The organism is Methanobrevibacter cuticularis, assembly GCF_001639285.1.
Classification (GTDB): domain Archaea; phylum Methanobacteriota; class Methanobacteria; order Methanobacteriales; family Methanobacteriaceae; genus Methanobaculum; species Methanobaculum cuticulare.
Window position 1 is genome coordinate 14,365 of record NZ_LWMW01000054.1, and the last position, 15,025, is coordinate 29,389.

The following is a 15,025-nucleotide window of genomic DNA, read 5'->3' on the forward strand; positions in this document are numbered from 1 at the left end:
GAGGTTTCATTTATGGATCCGATAACTTTATTAATTTTAATCATTCTTGGAGGAGTTCTTATTGGTGGAGGAGTACACTTCATACCAGTAGGGGGAGCTCCTGCAGCTATGGCTACAGCTACTGGGGTAGGAACTGGTACAGCAATGCTTGCAGCAGGTGCTGGATTAACTGGTTTAATTACTGCAGCAGCTATGACTGGTGAACCATGGTATATTATTGCATTAGCTGGAGCAGTTGGTGCAATGTTGATGATGGGAATCACCATGTTTATTGCAAATATAATTTATGTTTATGGTGTTGGTGTTGTACCTTCTTCTGCTAAAGTAGAAGTAGATCCAATAACTGGACGTAATCAGGAAAAATATGTAACTCAAGGTACTGAAGGTCATGGTCTTCCAACCGTTTGTTATGTAAGTGGTATCATTGGAGGTTTACTCGGTGGTGCTGGTGGTGGATTAGTTTACTATGGTATTAATGTAGCAATGCTTGAAAGTTCTTTTGTAACTGATCCTGCTATCACTGCAGGTTTAGGTGCTATTTTAGCTGTTGGTATATTTTTCATCAATTCAGTAGTTGCTTCATATAATATTGGAGGTACTATTGAAGGTTTCCATGATCCTAAATTCAAAAGAATTGGTACTGGAGTACTTTCTTGTGCACTTGTTTCCCTCTTTTGCGGAATATTCGCAATTATTTTGACTGGAGGTGTTTTATAATGTCAGTCGCTGGTGGTGGCTCATCTGAAAGTGCAATAAGCCCTGAAAAAGTATTAGCTTTAGGTATAATTGGAGGACTCATTGGTATATACTTAGTATCCTTTAATCCCGTAATAGGACCAGTTTTAGCTGGTCTTGGAGCAGTCTGTGCTATAGTATGGGGTGTGGATGCAATTCGTAGAGTGGCAAGTTATGGTTTAGGTACTGGTGTACCTTCTATTGGTTATATGTCACTTTCTATAGGAATCATAGGTGCTTTAGCAGGTATAGCTCTTGTTTCAACTCCGATACTTGCAGGTTTAGGCTTTTTAGGACCGATCTTAGCCTTAATATTCGCTGTAATTTTAGGACTTTTAGTTGCTTTAGTTGCTAAGAAAATTGTTGGAATGAAAATACCAGTTCTTGTAAGATGTACTGCTGAAATATCTGGAGCTGCTGCATTATCAGTTCTTGGATTTTCTGCGGCTCTTGCAGGAACTTATACGATTGATGGAATTCTTGCTTCTGTTGTAGCTCCTGGTTTTATAGCTTTATTCTTTATAATGAATACAATGGCTATTCAACATCCATTTAATGCATGTTTGGGACCTAATGAAAACCAAGTTAGAACTCTTAAATTAGGTGCTTCTACTGCATTTTTAGCTATGGTCATAACTGGAATATTAACTATAATTAATCCAGTGCCTAATGTTTGGTTAGGAATACCAGTATGGGTTGCTATGATTGTAGTTGCTATGATTGGATGGATAATTTCCATTAGGGCTTATATTAATGCATCTTATGAAGAAGCTGCTTCTGTTAAATGGTCAGGATTATGGCCTAAAGTTGAAGAACAATAGGAGGAATAAAAATGGAAATGTTACCGTTAATAAAAATAGTTCCTGAGTACAATTTAACTTTAGATCCTTCTACAGGAATTATTGGGGCAGCTCTTGGAAGAGAAGTTTTAGTCCTAACAATGGACGATGTAATTAAGGAAATAGATGTATTAGAGTCTGCAGCTGATGATTTATTGGATTCTTTAAATCCAAATACCGTTTCTGAAGGAGCTTATCCTGGAAGAGAAGGTGTTTATGCTACTGCAGGTATGTTAACAAATATGGTATATGGATTCGTAATAGGATTATTTGTTTTAATTGCAGCTATTCCTCTATTAGCTAGTTTGGGGGTTTTATAGATGGTAGATAAAAAATCACCTGCTGAAGGATGGCCTATAATCAATGGAGATTATATTGCTGGAGATCCAGAAAGTCCTGTTGCTGTTACAACTTTAGGTTCTCACAATGAAGATGTTCCTGCTAATGCAGGTGCAGCCATTGCTGGACCATGTAAAACTGAAAATCTTGGTATTGAAAAAGTTGTAGCTAATATAATATCAAATCCTAACATCAGGTTCCTAATATTATGTGGATCTGAAGTGCAGGGACATATTACAGGTCAAAGTTTCGAAGCATTGCATCAAAATGGTGTGGATCCAGAAAAAAGAAGTATCGTTGGTGCTACTGGAGCTATTCCATATGTTGAAAATATTCCTGATGCTGGAATTGAAAGATTCCAACAACAGCTTGAAATTATCAACATGATTGATGTAGAAGATGCTGGTGCAATTGAATCCAAAGTTAAAGAATGTATTGAAAAAGATCCTGGTGCTTTTGAGGAAGAAGCTTTAGTAATCTCTGTTGATGATAAAGATGAAGAAGAAGACGAAGGTGAAGAAATTCGCCCTGTCGCTCCTGAAACTGCTTTAATTGAGGCTAGGATGAGAAATATTCAAACACAAGTGAAAATGGTTGCTGCAGTACAAAGAAACCTTGCTGGTAATTATGCTGGTAAAGTCCAAGGTATTATGATAGGATTAATTTTCACTTTGGTAATAGGAACTTTATTCATATTTCTTTAAGGAGGTTTTATTATGGTTAAGTTATCTAATAAACCAAACATCCGAGGCATTAAAAATGTCTCTGGAGATGTAAAATACAGATCTCAATTAATTGGAAGAGAAGGAAGATTGTTCGCAGGATTAATTTCAACAAGAATCACTGGAATTGGATTAGGACTAGCTATTGCTTTCGTGTTAGTTGTTTTAATACCATTTTTGGCGAATTTATTCTAAGAGGTGTTATTGATGTCTGATGAAAATACAATACCTCGAATACTTGTCTCTGCTGATGAATACAATAAAACTAATGAAAGATTAGATGATATTGAAGAAAAAGTTGAATTTACTGTTGGTGAATATTACCAAAGGCTAGGTCAACAATCAGGTAGAGATGTTGGTATTTTATATGGTATAATAATAGGTCTTATTATAATGGTTGTAGTTATTAAACTAAATATACCATTATTATTATTAGGCTTGCTCTAGGATGGAGGTTTATAAATGTTTAGGTTTGATAAAGAACAACAAGTATTGGATATAGCTGGTGTTCAAATTGGGGGCCAGCCAGGAGAATATCCTACTGTTTTAGCAGGTACCATCTTTTATGGTGGACATAATATTATTGAAGATGAAAAAGCAGGTACATTTAATAAAGATGCTGCAGAAGAAAGAATTAAAACAATGGAAGAGATGATGGACACAACTGGAAACCCTTGTTTAGTACAGGTTTTCGGACAAACTGAAGAAGCCCTAGTTAAATATTTAGAGTTTGTCGGTGATATTTCTGATTCCCCTTTCCTTATAGATTCTACCTCTGGAGAAGCAAGGATGGCCGGAGCTAAATATGCTACTGAAGCTGGTTTAGCTGACAGAGCTATTTATAACTCAATAAACATGGCTGCAGAAGCAGAAGAAATTGCAGCAGTTAAAGAATCTGATCTAACTGCTTCTATTGTATTAGGTTTCAACCCAATGAACCCAACCGTTGAAGGTAAAATAGGTATGTGGGAAGATGGAGATGGTACTATAGACCAAGGTTTATTACAAATGTCTGAAGAATGTGGTATTGATAAACCATTAATGGATACAGCTGTAACTCCTCTTGGTCAAGGTGCAGGAGTAGCTGCAAGAACTTCATTTGCTGTTAAAAGTAAATGGGGATTGCCTGTAGGTTCTGGTATACATAATGTACCTTCTGCATGGGATTGGTTAAGAACTTATAAGAAAGATCACAAAGAAGCATGGCCTGTTTGTGATATTGGTTCAAACATTGTTCAACAGATGACTGGAGGAGACTTCGTTCTCTTTGGTCCTATTGAAAATGCTCCATTAGCATTCCCTGCTTGTGCTATGGCTGATATATTCATAGCTGAAGCTGCTAAAGATATGGGAACTGAACCTGTTGAAAATCATCCAATTAACAATATGCTTTAATTATATTGTTTCATTGGATTAAACCAATTGATTAGATGTATTTCATCTAATCTTTTTTATTTTTTATAAATTATTTTAATCTATAGTACATTAATCTATAGTATATTGCTAAACTTTTGCAAAGATAACATAATTTGAATATCTTTCAATGCACTCTAGAAATTATTTAAATTTTATTTAAGGGATTTTTAAGAGGTTTTATAAAAATTCAAAAATGAGTACATGTTGCAATTTTTGAATAATCTATTAATATTATTTTAATTGATATTCTTTTTTAAATCATCCTTGCATTTTATTTTAAATTTTTTACTATCATAATCATTATTTTTAAGAATTAGATTTTGGATATAATCACAAATACTAAGACAAACTTATATAATAAGATTAGTTTTATCATTTCCAACATTTTAAAAATTTTCTTTGTTGTTTTTTAATAAGGTTTATATGCTCTATTTATTATTTTTTTAATAAGGTTTATATGCTCTATTTATTATAATTATAATTAATTAAGTCATGATAATTTATATTTATAATAAGTATAAGAAGGAAATTGTATGTCTTTTATAAAAAAAATTTTTGGTTTAGGTCCAAAACCTGTAATAGCTGAAAGTAAATTTAAAACTTTTGAATCATTGCAATCATCTCCATTTGCAGCTAAAACAGCCGGCTCTGGTTATTCTATGAAGCCAGATATATACTATATAACTGCTTCTGTGGAGTTAGGTAATACTACTACTAAATGTATTATAGTTGCTACCAATCTCAATACAAGTGAAAGTTATTTAGTGAATAAAACTGTTAAAATGACACGGGATATCCGCCCTCCTAAAGAAGGAGAAGAAGTATTTGGAGAAACTGTGTGGGGAATACCTCTTTCTAAAGAATCAGTAGCTGAAATGGTTAGAGATACAGTTTTAGAATCCACTTCTGAAGCTCACATTGACATTGAAAAGGATTTAGATTTTGTGGTTCGTTCAACAGGAGTTACTGCAGGATTTGCAACCACTGATGAAATTGGAAAGCTTGTAATTGCTTTAGCTAATGGTTGTTTAGATGCAGGAGTACCTCCAAAAAAAATGGCTCCTGCTATGGGATTGGATAATCTTCCAGATAGGTTAAAGGGCTACACTTTAATTGAGAGTGTAATGTTTGATGGGGCAGTTGTGAGTGTTTTGCCACCTCCTGGGGAAGAAGTAGTAGCTAATGAGATGGAAGGAGAACTTGTCACTGCTGGGATTAAATTAGGAGCTAAATGGACTACTGTTGATTACAGAAACCCCTGTGTTTCTATAGATTTTGGTTCAACATTAGCAGGCCGTGTTGTTAATGATGATCAACCTTATGCTCACACAGTAGGTAATTTTTTAGGATTGGCTGGTGTAATAGCTGATTCTTTAGTAAGAGGAACTTCTAAGGTAGATAAAAAAGGTGGGGCTGCTATTGATATCTATTCAGAAGATATTTTAAAAAAAGCCGATTGGAAAAAAGCTAAAATAAATGCAGAAAAAGTTCATAAGTTAATTGACATTAGAAAAGTTCCAATGGATTATACAAGATTTGGAACAGTCCCTCTTAATCCACAAGCAGCTGCTAAAGCAGGAACAACTCTAATTGGATGTGATGTTGGAGAAAATGGTGATAAAATACCGGATCTTATAGATTTAGGTCAGGAACTTTTTGAAAATGATGGACTAAATACTTTATTTGGTACATTGGATTATGTAACTGCTTTAATCGTTAAGAGATTATTGGATGTTGCATTTGATGAAAACATCATAACTCAAGGTTCTGCACTAGGAATCACTGGAAGAGCAGGAATTACAGGTAAAAAACCATCATTAATTTTGGAATATACTAAAGATAATTTTAAAGATTGTGTTTTCGTTTCTGACGGATTAGCCTTAGGTTCTGCAATTATGGCCCGTTGTATGAACTCAATGGGAACAATAAAGGCTCCTGTTGGAGGAAGACAAGGTGGAAAATGTATTTTAGGATCTAGACGAAAGTTACAAAAAAAATAGCTATTTTCTCTGGAGTAAATATAGAATGATAACAGCTGTTTTGATGGCAGGTGGACAAGGTAAAAGAATGAAAAGTGATCTTGAAAAACCACTTTTAAGATTAAAATCTAAGCCATTAATTGATCATGTCTTAGGAAACCTAAAAGATTCTAAATATATTGAAAACATTGTTGTAGCTACAAGTCCCCATACTCCTAAAACTAAAAAATATGTAGATCAAATAATTTTAAATCCACAAAAGGAGAATAGAATTGAGTGTATTGAAACTTCAGGGGATGGGTATTTAGAAGATCTCTCATTTTTACTTTCTAAATTTGAAAAAAGGTCAAATACCGACATTTTATTATTTGTAAATTCAGATTTACCTTTTGTATCTTCAGATATTTTGGATTCTATTATAGAGAAATATTTGAATAATGATAACCCTGCATTGTCTGTTTTAGTACCAATAGCTATTTTTAAAGAATATGGGATCGAACCATCATATATATTTGAAGATCTTGTCCCATCAGGGGTAAATATATTAATTAGTCAAAATATCATACAAAATGAATCTAAATTAATAATTCCTAAAGTAGAATTAGCTTTAAATATTAACACTGTTGATGATCTTAATTTAGCTATTAAATTGTATGATAAATTCAAAAGATGAATGAATAATTTTTAATTTAATTTTAAATTAGAGTTGATTAATTTAAATCATATTATTATATTAAATTTAATTATTAAAATAAACCAATTTAACCCTTATAAAAGCTATAAGTATATAAACTACTTAATACATAACTCATCTATAGTGGTGAAACAATGGATAATAAAAGTATGCCTAAAAAGGAAGAAAAATTGTGGAGTGAAGTTAAAGGCTACCAAGTAGCTACTAATAATGCACGTATTCTTGGAGAGCTTGATGAACTAGTTATCAATGAAAAAACAGGTAAAATTGTTGATATAGCTATTAAAGTTGAAAGTGGACGAAATGTTCATGTTAAAGGATCTAAAAGAAAAGGTGACTTACTTTTAGTCCCATTTGCGAAAGTTGAAAAAGTTGGAGAATTTATTATAGTTACTGAATAATTAGCAATTATTTCTTATTTATTTAATTATTCTTTAATTATTCTTTAATTATTTATTCACGTATTTATTTTTCTTTTTAAATATCTTTAGTTCATAATTTTAATCAATTTATTAAATTATTAAGTATATTTAAATAATATATTTTTAATAATAATCAATTTTAAGATATCATAATTGAAAATAAATGATATTAAGAGTTTAATTTATTTTCAAAATTTAAGAATTTTTCCAGAAATATTATAATTTAAATTTTTTAATAAAATAAAAATAAGAAAAATAAGAAACGTAAAAAGTTTTTATATCTCAATTAATAATATTAATTTCTTTAATTATATCGTATTTATTAATTAATAATATTATATAGTTAGATAGTTTATATTAGTAATATTATATAGTTAGATAGTTTATATTAGTAATATTATATAGTTAAATAGCTTATTAGCTTAATGATTTTAGCTTATTGTCAAATTTCTGGAATTTTTCTGCTAGTCCTTTGAAGTAAGGTATGTATACATTTGAAAACTCGAGTCTTTCTGGATTCATACCGTTAGCTTCTATTTCTTTTCTTATTTGGTCCATTTTTTTCTCAACTTCATGGTACATTAAATCTCCAGGGTATTCTCCTATAAAGATTCCATCTGCACCTCTTTGAAGTGCGTATATAATGTGTTTTAGCATCACTCTGTTGACTGAATGAATTTTTATGATATAGATGGATTCAGGGTAATTAACTCTATTAACTCCAATGTTGTCTGCAGCAGTATAACCAACCTGATCTAAAAAGACTAAAATTCTGGTTTCTTCTTCTTTTTTATCTTTTAACATACCATCAATGGTTGCAAATATTTTTTCATCAATGTTTCCATGAATATTAATGGCATTAGGTTCACAAACAGTTAAACACTTCCCACACCCTGAACAAGACAATGGATCAATGTAAATTTTATCATCCTTAATAGACATAGCTTTATATTTACATATATCTATACATTTTTCACAAAGATTACATATTTCTGGATCGATTTCAGCTATAAATGGTTCTATTTCAAGCCCGTTATTCATTATTTCAGCTACTTTAGATGAGGCTGCATTTGCTTGAATTATACTATTGGTGATATCTTTTGGACCTTGTGCTGTACCACAAACAAATGCTCCTTTAACATCAGTTGTAACTGGTTTTATTTTTGGATGTGTTTCTTTAATGAACATATCCTCAGTTAATCCAATATTCATTATCTCAGCTATTTCCTTTGTACCTTCAGAAGGTTCAATAGCTGTTGATAAAACGACCATATCTGTTTCAATTTCTGTAAATTCTTTTTGTATAGTATCTTCAACTCTGACAACTAAAGAATCTCCCTTCTTACTTACTTCTCCAGGTCTTCCTCTAATTAGTCTTATTCCACTTTCTTGGCCATGTTTATAATATTTTTCATACATCCCTGGGGTTCTGATATCTGTATAACATATAATGATATCAGTATCAGGATATTTATGTTTTATGATATTTGCATTTTTCAAAGCAACCATACAACACACTTGTGAACAATATCTATGACCATCTGGCTTTTCATCACGAGATCCCACACACTGTATCATAACTATTCGCCTTGGGACTTTTCCATTAGATAACATTTTTAACTTACCTTTGGTAGGTCCATTAACTCCCATGATGCGTCCAAGTTCACTTTGCGTTATAACATCTTCATACCTATCATAACCATATTCTGGTCTAAGATTAGGATCAAATGTTTTATGACCAGTAGCTATTATAAGAGATCCTACATTTAAAGGAATCATTTCATTTTCTCCCTTTAAATATATTGCATCCATGGTACACACTTTTTTACATTTTCCACATTTTTCACAGTTTTCAATATCTATAGTATAAGCATCAGGATAACTTTGCGAAAATGGTTTGTAAATAGCTTTACGCATTGAAAGACCATCATTCCATGAATCTGGAACCTCTACAGGACAAACTTCTATACATTTACCACAAGAAATACATTTTTTTTCATCAACATATCGAGGTTTACTTTCAAGAAGGATATTAAAGTTTCCAGCTCTTCTTTCAGCACTTATTGCTTTAGTGTTTGTCATGATTTCAATATTTTCATTCCAAATAGCTTCATTGATAACTGGATTAAGTAAACACATTCCACATTCTTCTGCAAGTTTAACTGGTGAAAATACTTTACCTATTTTAACCATTTTTCCTCCAATTGAAGGATTTTGCTCAATTAAATAGGTTTTCACTCCTTGTTTTGCAAGTGAAATAGCAGTACTTATTCCTGAAATTCCTCCTCCTATAACAGCTGCACTCTCAGTTGTTTGACATAATATTGGATCGACAGCTTGAGCTTGTTTTACCTTTTCAATAGAAGCATTAATAAGAGTTATTGCTTTTTCAGTTGCTTTTTTCTTATCATCATGAACCCATGAGCAGTGTTCTCTTAAATTAGCCATGTCCATTAAATAAGGATTAAGTGGTTTTACATAGTCTTGAAATGTTTTTTCATGGGTAATTGGTGAACAGGCAGCTATAACAACTCTGTCTAAATTTTTGTTTATTACATTATCTCTGATAATCTTTCTTCCATTTAAAGAACACAGATTTTCAAATTCTCCGACAACATCTGCATTAATTGAAGATTTAACTTTTTCAATGTCGACTATATCTGAGATATTTCCCCCACACTCACATATAAAAACCCCTACACGTAGGTTTTTAGGAGTAATTGGGGATTTTACACTAGTATTCATTTTAATCAGCCGTAATATTCCTTTTATTTAATCTATTAATAATATTCGTAATCTTTATCATATTTAGAATGTTTATCATATTTTTTAATAATTTATTAATTTTAATAATTATTTTTTTAATGAATATTTTTTTATCTTTATTAATTTTAATAATATTTTTGATTTTTAACAAGTTACTATAGTTTAATAATGTATTATAGGATTACTAATTATATTATAATTATTCTATCCTATCGATTTTTTTAATTCTTTATCTTTTTTATTAGAGATAGCTTCTATTTCTTCAATTAATGGTTCTAAAGGAACTGTGTGTGTTTGTATTCCTACTATTTTATAAGGATCAGCCCCCATCACAAGAGCTATTAATTGTACTATGTTTAAATGGAATATATTGAATTCAGTATCTAGTTCTTTTGAAATATAAGGCTGGTATCTATCAAATTGCATCTGACAATTAGGACACATATGTACCAATATATCCGTATCTTCGTTTTTAAGAGATAATAATTTTTCACCAGTAACTTCCATAGATAAATCTTTATTAACAAATCTTTGCCTAAATCCTGCTCCACAGGTACTTCTTTTGTGGTCATACCAACCAATGGTTTCAACACCACATGATTTTACAAGTTCATCTAGAATTTTTGGATCTCTGAAACCTTCAATAGTATCTTCATATTGTACTTTACAGTAATGACAAGCATGATGGGTAGCTATTCTAAATTTTGATAAGTCAAATTGAATATTTTTAGCTATTTCATCCTTTTTATTAAACAACAGTTCAACCACATGAAAGATATTTTCTGTTGAATCTATACTTCCTTTCTCATATTTCATTTCATCAAAATTAACTTCTTCAAAAACGTCATTAACTTTATCTCTAATTTCATCATTAGTATTTAGTAATTTAGCTACTTTTTTATTGATAGCATAGCATGTTGCACACATCATAGCTAAATTTGTATGATTAGTTTTATTGGCTATATTGAAGTTACGAGCCCCCACTATAGTTGTAGAAAACTGATCAAAAACATCGGAATAATGACCCAGCCCAGTACAGCAAGATTGTCTATCATTTACTATATAATCTATGCCTACTTTATCAAATATATATTTTGTTGATGTTTCGATTCCAGGATATTCTCCACTCACCAAACAACTTTTAAAGAGGATAACATTTTTATCAGGTATATTTTTCATCTATAAGTACCTTCTGTAAGTTTATAGTAATTATTTAATAACTATATTACAATTATAATCTAATAAGTATATTACAATTATATTAATTTGAATGATATTGTAACATAAATATAATCCACGAATATTTAAATAGGATTTAATAAGATTCATATCACCAAATCATAAAATAATAATTGAAAAACTATTTAGTAAATTATTCTAATATGGCCTTTAAGATATTTAAAATTATTTAAAATTACTAAATTAATTTTTAGATATTCTGAAATATTTATTAGCTATTGAAATTATCAAAAATCAAGGAGAATTAAAAATTTTTAGATTATAGTTACACTTTATTTAATAATCAGTTGAAATAAATTTAAAAAATAATATTATTAATGAAGTTAATATTTATATTGAAAATTAATTATGTTTTTAATATTATAAATATTTTACTATTTTTATAAAATTACTAGATAGCAGAAATTTCTAAAATAAATTTTTTGCAATTTAATTTTAACCATATATTTCATAATAAAATGTCATAATAAAATGAATATTGTATTAAGAAATTTATAATATAGTACTAAGAAATTTAAAACTCTTATTAAAAACTTTTTTAAGGTGTTTATTTAATGGAAATATAATAATAATCAATTATACAATCATTAATTTTTTTATAGATTATAAAAGTTATTTTTAAAATCTTTTTAAATATTTTTAAATACTTCTAAATAGCTTAAAAAGGATTTTAAAAGATTTTAAAATGTTTGCTAAAATTGAAGTTAGATATGTTAGTTTTTATTCAAAATAAGCCATATACATTGAGAATTAAACATTTTTATTACTAGTTTTCATAATCTTAATCTATTATATAAATCTTTCTAAATAAATTTCTAAGTAACCTTTATATTAACTTCATTCCAAAGTATTATCAGTACATTAATGTAAAGCTGAGCTAGCTCATTGAGGTACGCATAAATTTAAACTATAGCTAAAAATTAACAGCTGGTTAACAGCTGATTAGCAGTTTATTAACAGCTAATCATATGCCAGTTAATAGCTAATCAGTAGCTGATTTAGTTGAGGTTTATATAATTGATAAATAAAAATAAATAAAATAGAATAAAATTTTATTTAATAGAGGAGGAAACTCTATGGCTGATGATGATGTAAAAATTGTAATGTTTTGTTGCAACTGGTGTTCCTATGGTGGAGCAGATACTGCAGGTACAGCTAGGATGCAATATCCCCCAAATATAAGGGTTATTAGGGTAATGTGTTCTGGAAGAATTGAACCTCAATTTATATTGAAGGCATTCAAAGAAGGTGCAGATGGCGTAATTGTAGCTGGGTGTCACCACGGTGATTGTCACTATGACGCAGGTAATTATAAATTAGATCGTAGAATGAGAATAATTTATAAATTAGCGGATGATTTAGGAATTGGAAAAGAAAGAATTTATCATGACTGGATCTCTGCATCTGAAGGTGAAAAATTTGCAGAAACAGTTAAAATGATGGTTAATCGAATTAAAGAATTGGGCCCTGCACCTTTGAAAGAGCAGTTAGATGCTGAGGCTTAAGCGGAGGAAATAAAATGGCACAAAAAGCTAAAATAGGAACTATGTGGTTAGGCGGATGTTCTGGATGTCACTTATCTATTGCTGATTTTCATGAATCTTTATTAGATGTTTTAGACCTCGCTGATTTTGAATTTTCTCCAGTTTTAATGGATACTAAATATGATGAAATTCCAGAAATGGATGTAGTAATCATTGAAGGTGGAATCAGAAACGAAGAAAACAGAGAACTAGCTGAAGAATTAAGAGAAAAAGCTAATTTTATTATTAATTATGGGACCTGCTCTTGTTATGGTGGAGTTCCAGGATTAGGTAACTTAAACACTGTTGAAGAATTAGAACAAGAAGCTTATATTAATTCTCCAAGTACTGTCAATCCTGATGAAATAATCCCTAATGAAGATGTTCCTTCATTAGAAAGTAGAGTTAGACCTCTTGGAGATGTAATAAATGTGGATTTAAATGTTCCAGGATGTCCTCCAAGATCTGACGTTGTAGCTGAAGCGGTTGTGGCTTTACTTAAAGGAGAAAATGTAGAATTACCAACTACAAATCTTTGTGAAGTTTGTCCAAGAGAAAAACCACCTGAAGGTTTATCTATGGAATTCATTAAGAGACAATTTGAAATTGGAAAACCTGAAGATGATTTATGTTTAATTCCTCAAGGATTAATATGTATGGGACCAGCTACCATCTCACTATGTGGTGCGGAATGTCCAAGCATAGCTATCCAATGTAGAGGATGTTATGGTCCTACTTCTAAAGTTATGGATCAAGGTGCTAAAATGATAAGTGCTATTGCTTCAGATTATGGTGTAGAAGAAGATAAAACAATTGACCCAGAACAAGTAGCTGATCAAATAGATGATATTGTTGGTACTTTCTATACTTACACTTTACCAGCTGCTTTAATACCTTTAAAAATGCAAAACGGGGGCAAATAAATGGTAAAACTTACTATGGAACCTGTAACTCGTATTGAAGGACATGCAAAAATTACTGTAAATCTCGATGATGCAGGAAATGTTCAAGATACTAGATTACATGTTATGGAATTTAGAGGATTTGAAAAATTTATGCAAGGACGTCCTGTGGAGGAAGCTCCAAGGATAGTTCCTAGAATCTGTGGAATTTGTGATGTACAACACCACTTAGCTGCTGCAAAAGCTGCTGATCAATGTTATGGTTTTAAAGATGATGAAATCTTGCCTGCTGCTTATAAAATGAGAGAGCTCATGAATTGGGGTTCATATATGCACTCCCATGCACTTAGCTTCTATTTCTTATCAGCTCCTGATTTTGTTGTTCCTGATGGAACTAGAAAAACAAGAAATGTTTTCCAAGTTATTAAAGATATGCCAGAAGTAGCTTTACAGGCTATCCAAATAAGGAAAAACGGTTTAGATATTGTTAAAGCTGTTGGTGGAAGAGCAATACACCCAACTTCTTCAACTCCTGGTGGTATTTCCACTGATTTAGACGCTGAAACCCAAAAAGATTTGCTTGGTAAAGCTCAACAAAACATTGAATTAGCTCAAGCTACTTTGGATTTAGCTATTCCTATTTTTGAAGATAAAATTGATTTAGCTTCCACTTTAGGTAACTTTGGTGATACAAGGCACTGTGGTCTTACTAAAGATGGAGTTTGGGATGTTTACAATGGTGATGTAAGAATAAAAAGTAAAGATGGTTCTAAAGTTGAATATGAATATAACAATCTTGAATACTTAGATGTTGTAGCCGAACATGTTAAACCATACTCATGGTTAAAATTCCCTTATATCAAAGAGTTAGGTTATCCTGAGGGTATTTACAGAGTAGCTCCATTATCAAGAATAAATGTAGCTGATAAAATGCCTGATGCTGCTCCTTTAGCTCAAGATAGATTTAAAGAATTCCATGACAAATTTGGTTATGCACAAGCACCATTACTTTTCCATTGGGCAAGATTAATAGAATTGTTAGCTTCTGCTGAATGTGCAGCTAGCCATTTAGAAGGAGACTTAACTGGTCAAAAATTCCCAGATTCTATTGAAAGAGTAGCTGGTGAAGGTGCAGGTATTGTAGAAGCACCTCGTGGTACTTTAATACACCATTACAAAACTGATGATGATGGTTTAATGACCAACGTTAACATCGTCGTTGCAACTATCCAAAATAATCCTGCTATGGAAATGGGTATTCAGAAAGTAGCTAAAGATTATATTAAACCTGGTGTTGAAGTAGATGATAAGATTTTCAATTTGATGGAAATGGTTATTAGAGCATACGATCCATGTTTATCTTGTGCTACCCATTCAATGGATAGTCAAATGAAATTAGCTACCATAGAAGTTTATGACAGCAATGGTAATTTAATAAACAAAGTATAA

At 31.0% G+C, this 15,025-nt stretch carries 15 protein-coding genes; 13 read left to right on the forward strand and 2 right to left on the reverse strand.

Annotation, left to right across the window (positions count from 1 at the left end; all coding sequences use genetic code 11):
- Window positions 1-12 precede the first annotated feature (12 nt).
- The 10 genes from mtrD (at window position 13) to MBCUT_RS01580 (ending at window position 7,125) form a co-directional block, all read left to right on the forward strand.
- Window positions 13-717: a tetrahydromethanopterin S-methyltransferase subunit D gene (mtrD, locus tag MBCUT_RS01535; RefSeq protein WP_067257934.1), complete on the forward strand. Its 705-nt coding sequence runs from the start codon at window positions 13-15 to the stop codon at window positions 715-717.
- Window positions 717-1,556 carry a tetrahydromethanopterin S-methyltransferase subunit MtrC gene (gene mtrC / locus MBCUT_RS01540; protein ID WP_067257937.1) on the forward strand — a complete coding sequence of 280 codons (840 nt, stop codon included), beginning with the start codon at window positions 717-719 and terminating at the stop codon, window positions 1,554-1,556. The genes mtrD and mtrC overlap by 1 nt, the downstream gene beginning before the upstream one ends.
- 11 nt (window positions 1,557-1,567) lie before the next feature.
- Window positions 1,568-1,894, forward strand: a complete 327-nt coding sequence (locus MBCUT_RS01545) for a tetrahydromethanopterin S-methyltransferase subunit B (protein WP_067257939.1) — start codon at window positions 1,568-1,570, stop codon at window positions 1,892-1,894.
- A complete protein-coding gene (gene mtrA / locus MBCUT_RS01550; RefSeq protein ID WP_067257942.1) occupies window positions 1,895-2,617 on the forward strand; it encodes a tetrahydromethanopterin S-methyltransferase subunit A in 723 nt (240 codons plus the stop codon).
- A 12-nt stretch (window positions 2,618-2,629) separates the two neighbouring features.
- The gene (locus MBCUT_RS01555) at window positions 2,630-2,830 is read left to right on the forward strand and encodes a tetrahydromethanopterin S-methyltransferase subunit F (RefSeq protein WP_067257946.1); all 201 of its coding nucleotides are present in this window, start codon (window positions 2,630-2,632) and stop codon (window positions 2,828-2,830) included.
- A 12-nt stretch (window positions 2,831-2,842) separates the two neighbouring features.
- On the forward strand, window positions 2,843-3,082 hold the full coding sequence (gene mtrG / locus MBCUT_RS01560) for a tetrahydromethanopterin S-methyltransferase subunit MtrG (RefSeq protein ID WP_067257950.1): 240 nt from the start codon (window positions 2,843-2,845) through the stop codon (window positions 3,080-3,082).
- Between the two features lie 15 nt (window positions 3,083-3,097).
- Complete coding sequence (gene mtrH / locus MBCUT_RS01565; RefSeq protein WP_067257954.1) at window positions 3,098-4,030, forward strand: tetrahydromethanopterin S-methyltransferase subunit H; 933 nt, start codon at window positions 3,098-3,100, stop codon at window positions 4,028-4,030.
- A 554-nt stretch (window positions 4,031-4,584) separates the two neighbouring features.
- Window positions 4,585-6,051, forward strand: coding sequence for a methanogenesis marker 14 protein (locus tag MBCUT_RS01570; RefSeq protein WP_067257957.1), 1,467 nt, complete (start codon window positions 4,585-4,587; stop codon window positions 6,049-6,051).
- Between the two features lie 25 nt (window positions 6,052-6,076).
- The gene (locus tag MBCUT_RS01575) at window positions 6,077-6,703 is read left to right on the forward strand and encodes an NTP transferase domain-containing protein (RefSeq protein WP_067257960.1); all 627 of its coding nucleotides are present in this window, start codon (window positions 6,077-6,079) and stop codon (window positions 6,701-6,703) included.
- Between the two features lie 155 nt (window positions 6,704-6,858).
- Complete coding sequence (locus tag MBCUT_RS01580; protein ID WP_067257964.1) at window positions 6,859-7,125, forward strand: PRC-barrel domain-containing protein; 267 nt, start codon at window positions 6,859-6,861, stop codon at window positions 7,123-7,125.
- A gap of 438 nt (window positions 7,126-7,563) precedes the next feature.
- Here the strand turns inward: MBCUT_RS01580 and hdrA are convergent, their stop codons facing one another.
- Window positions 7,564-9,891 carry a ferredoxin:CoB-CoM heterodisulfide reductase subunit HdrA gene (hdrA, locus tag MBCUT_RS01585; RefSeq protein WP_067257968.1) on the reverse strand — a complete coding sequence of 776 codons (2,328 nt, stop codon included), beginning with the start codon at window positions 9,889-9,891 and terminating at the stop codon, window positions 7,564-7,566.
- 225 nt (window positions 9,892-10,116) lie between these two features.
- Window positions 10,117-11,091, reverse strand: a complete 975-nt coding sequence (hdrB, locus tag MBCUT_RS01590; protein ID WP_067257972.1) for a ferredoxin:CoB-CoM heterodisulfide reductase subunit HdrB — start codon at window positions 11,089-11,091, stop codon at window positions 10,117-10,119.
- 1,136 nt (window positions 11,092-12,227) lie between these two features.
- Here hdrB and MBCUT_RS01595 point away from each other — a divergent pair.
- From MBCUT_RS01595 to MBCUT_RS01605, 3 genes are read left to right on the forward strand one after another with little or no spacing between them, the layout of a single operon-like run.
- Window positions 12,228-12,656, forward strand: a complete 429-nt coding sequence (locus MBCUT_RS01595; RefSeq protein WP_067257975.1) for a hydrogenase iron-sulfur subunit — start codon at window positions 12,228-12,230, stop codon at window positions 12,654-12,656.
- A gap of 14 nt (window positions 12,657-12,670) precedes the next feature.
- Entirely contained in the window at window positions 12,671-13,597 is a 927-nt protein-coding gene (locus tag MBCUT_RS01600; protein WP_067257978.1) for an NADH-quinone oxidoreductase subunit B family protein, read from the forward strand.
- Window positions 13,598-15,025, forward strand: coding sequence for a Ni/Fe hydrogenase subunit alpha (locus MBCUT_RS01605; RefSeq protein ID WP_067257981.1), 1,428 nt, complete (start codon window positions 13,598-13,600; stop codon window positions 15,023-15,025).

Excerpts from the sequence above, each read along its gene's own strand:
- MBCUT_RS01600 (WP_067257978.1), top strand. The coding sequence starts at position 12,671 with ATGGCACAAAAAGCTAAAATAGGAACTATGTGGTTAGGCGGATGTTCT.
- MBCUT_RS01595 (WP_067257975.1), top strand. The coding sequence starts at position 12,228 with ATGGCTGATGATGATGTAAAAATTGTAATGTTTTGTTGCAACTGGTGT.
- mtrG (WP_067257950.1), top strand. The coding sequence starts at position 2,843 with ATGTCTGATGAAAATACAATACCTCGAATACTTGTCTCTGCTGATGAA.
- hdrB (WP_067257972.1), bottom strand. The coding sequence starts at position 11,091 with ATGAAAAATATACCTGATAAAAATGTTATCCTCTTTAAAAGTTGTTTG.
- MBCUT_RS01605 (WP_067257981.1), top strand. The coding sequence starts at position 13,598 with ATGGTAAAACTTACTATGGAACCTGTAACTCGTATTGAAGGACATGCA.
- MBCUT_RS01575 (WP_067257960.1), top strand. The coding sequence starts at position 6,077 with ATGATAACAGCTGTTTTGATGGCAGGTGGACAAGGTAAAAGAATGAAA.
- mtrA (WP_067257942.1), top strand. The coding sequence starts at position 1,895 with ATGGTAGATAAAAAATCACCTGCTGAAGGATGGCCTATAATCAATGGA.
- MBCUT_RS01545 (WP_067257939.1), top strand. The coding sequence starts at position 1,568 with ATGGAAATGTTACCGTTAATAAAAATAGTTCCTGAGTACAATTTAACT.
- mtrH (WP_067257954.1), top strand. The coding sequence starts at position 3,098 with ATGTTTAGGTTTGATAAAGAACAACAAGTATTGGATATAGCTGGTGTT.
- hdrA (WP_067257968.1), bottom strand. The coding sequence starts at position 9,891 with ATGAATACTAGTGTAAAATCCCCAATTACTCCTAAAAACCTACGTGTA.
- mtrD (WP_067257934.1), top strand. The coding sequence starts at position 13 with ATGGATCCGATAACTTTATTAATTTTAATCATTCTTGGAGGAGTTCTT.
- MBCUT_RS01580 (WP_067257964.1), top strand. The coding sequence starts at position 6,859 with ATGGATAATAAAAGTATGCCTAAAAAGGAAGAAAAATTGTGGAGTGAA.
- MBCUT_RS01570 (WP_067257957.1), top strand. The coding sequence starts at position 4,585 with ATGTCTTTTATAAAAAAAATTTTTGGTTTAGGTCCAAAACCTGTAATA.
- mtrC (WP_067257937.1), top strand. The coding sequence starts at position 717 with ATGTCAGTCGCTGGTGGTGGCTCATCTGAAAGTGCAATAAGCCCTGAA.
- MBCUT_RS01555 (WP_067257946.1), top strand. The coding sequence starts at position 2,630 with ATGGTTAAGTTATCTAATAAACCAAACATCCGAGGCATTAAAAATGTC.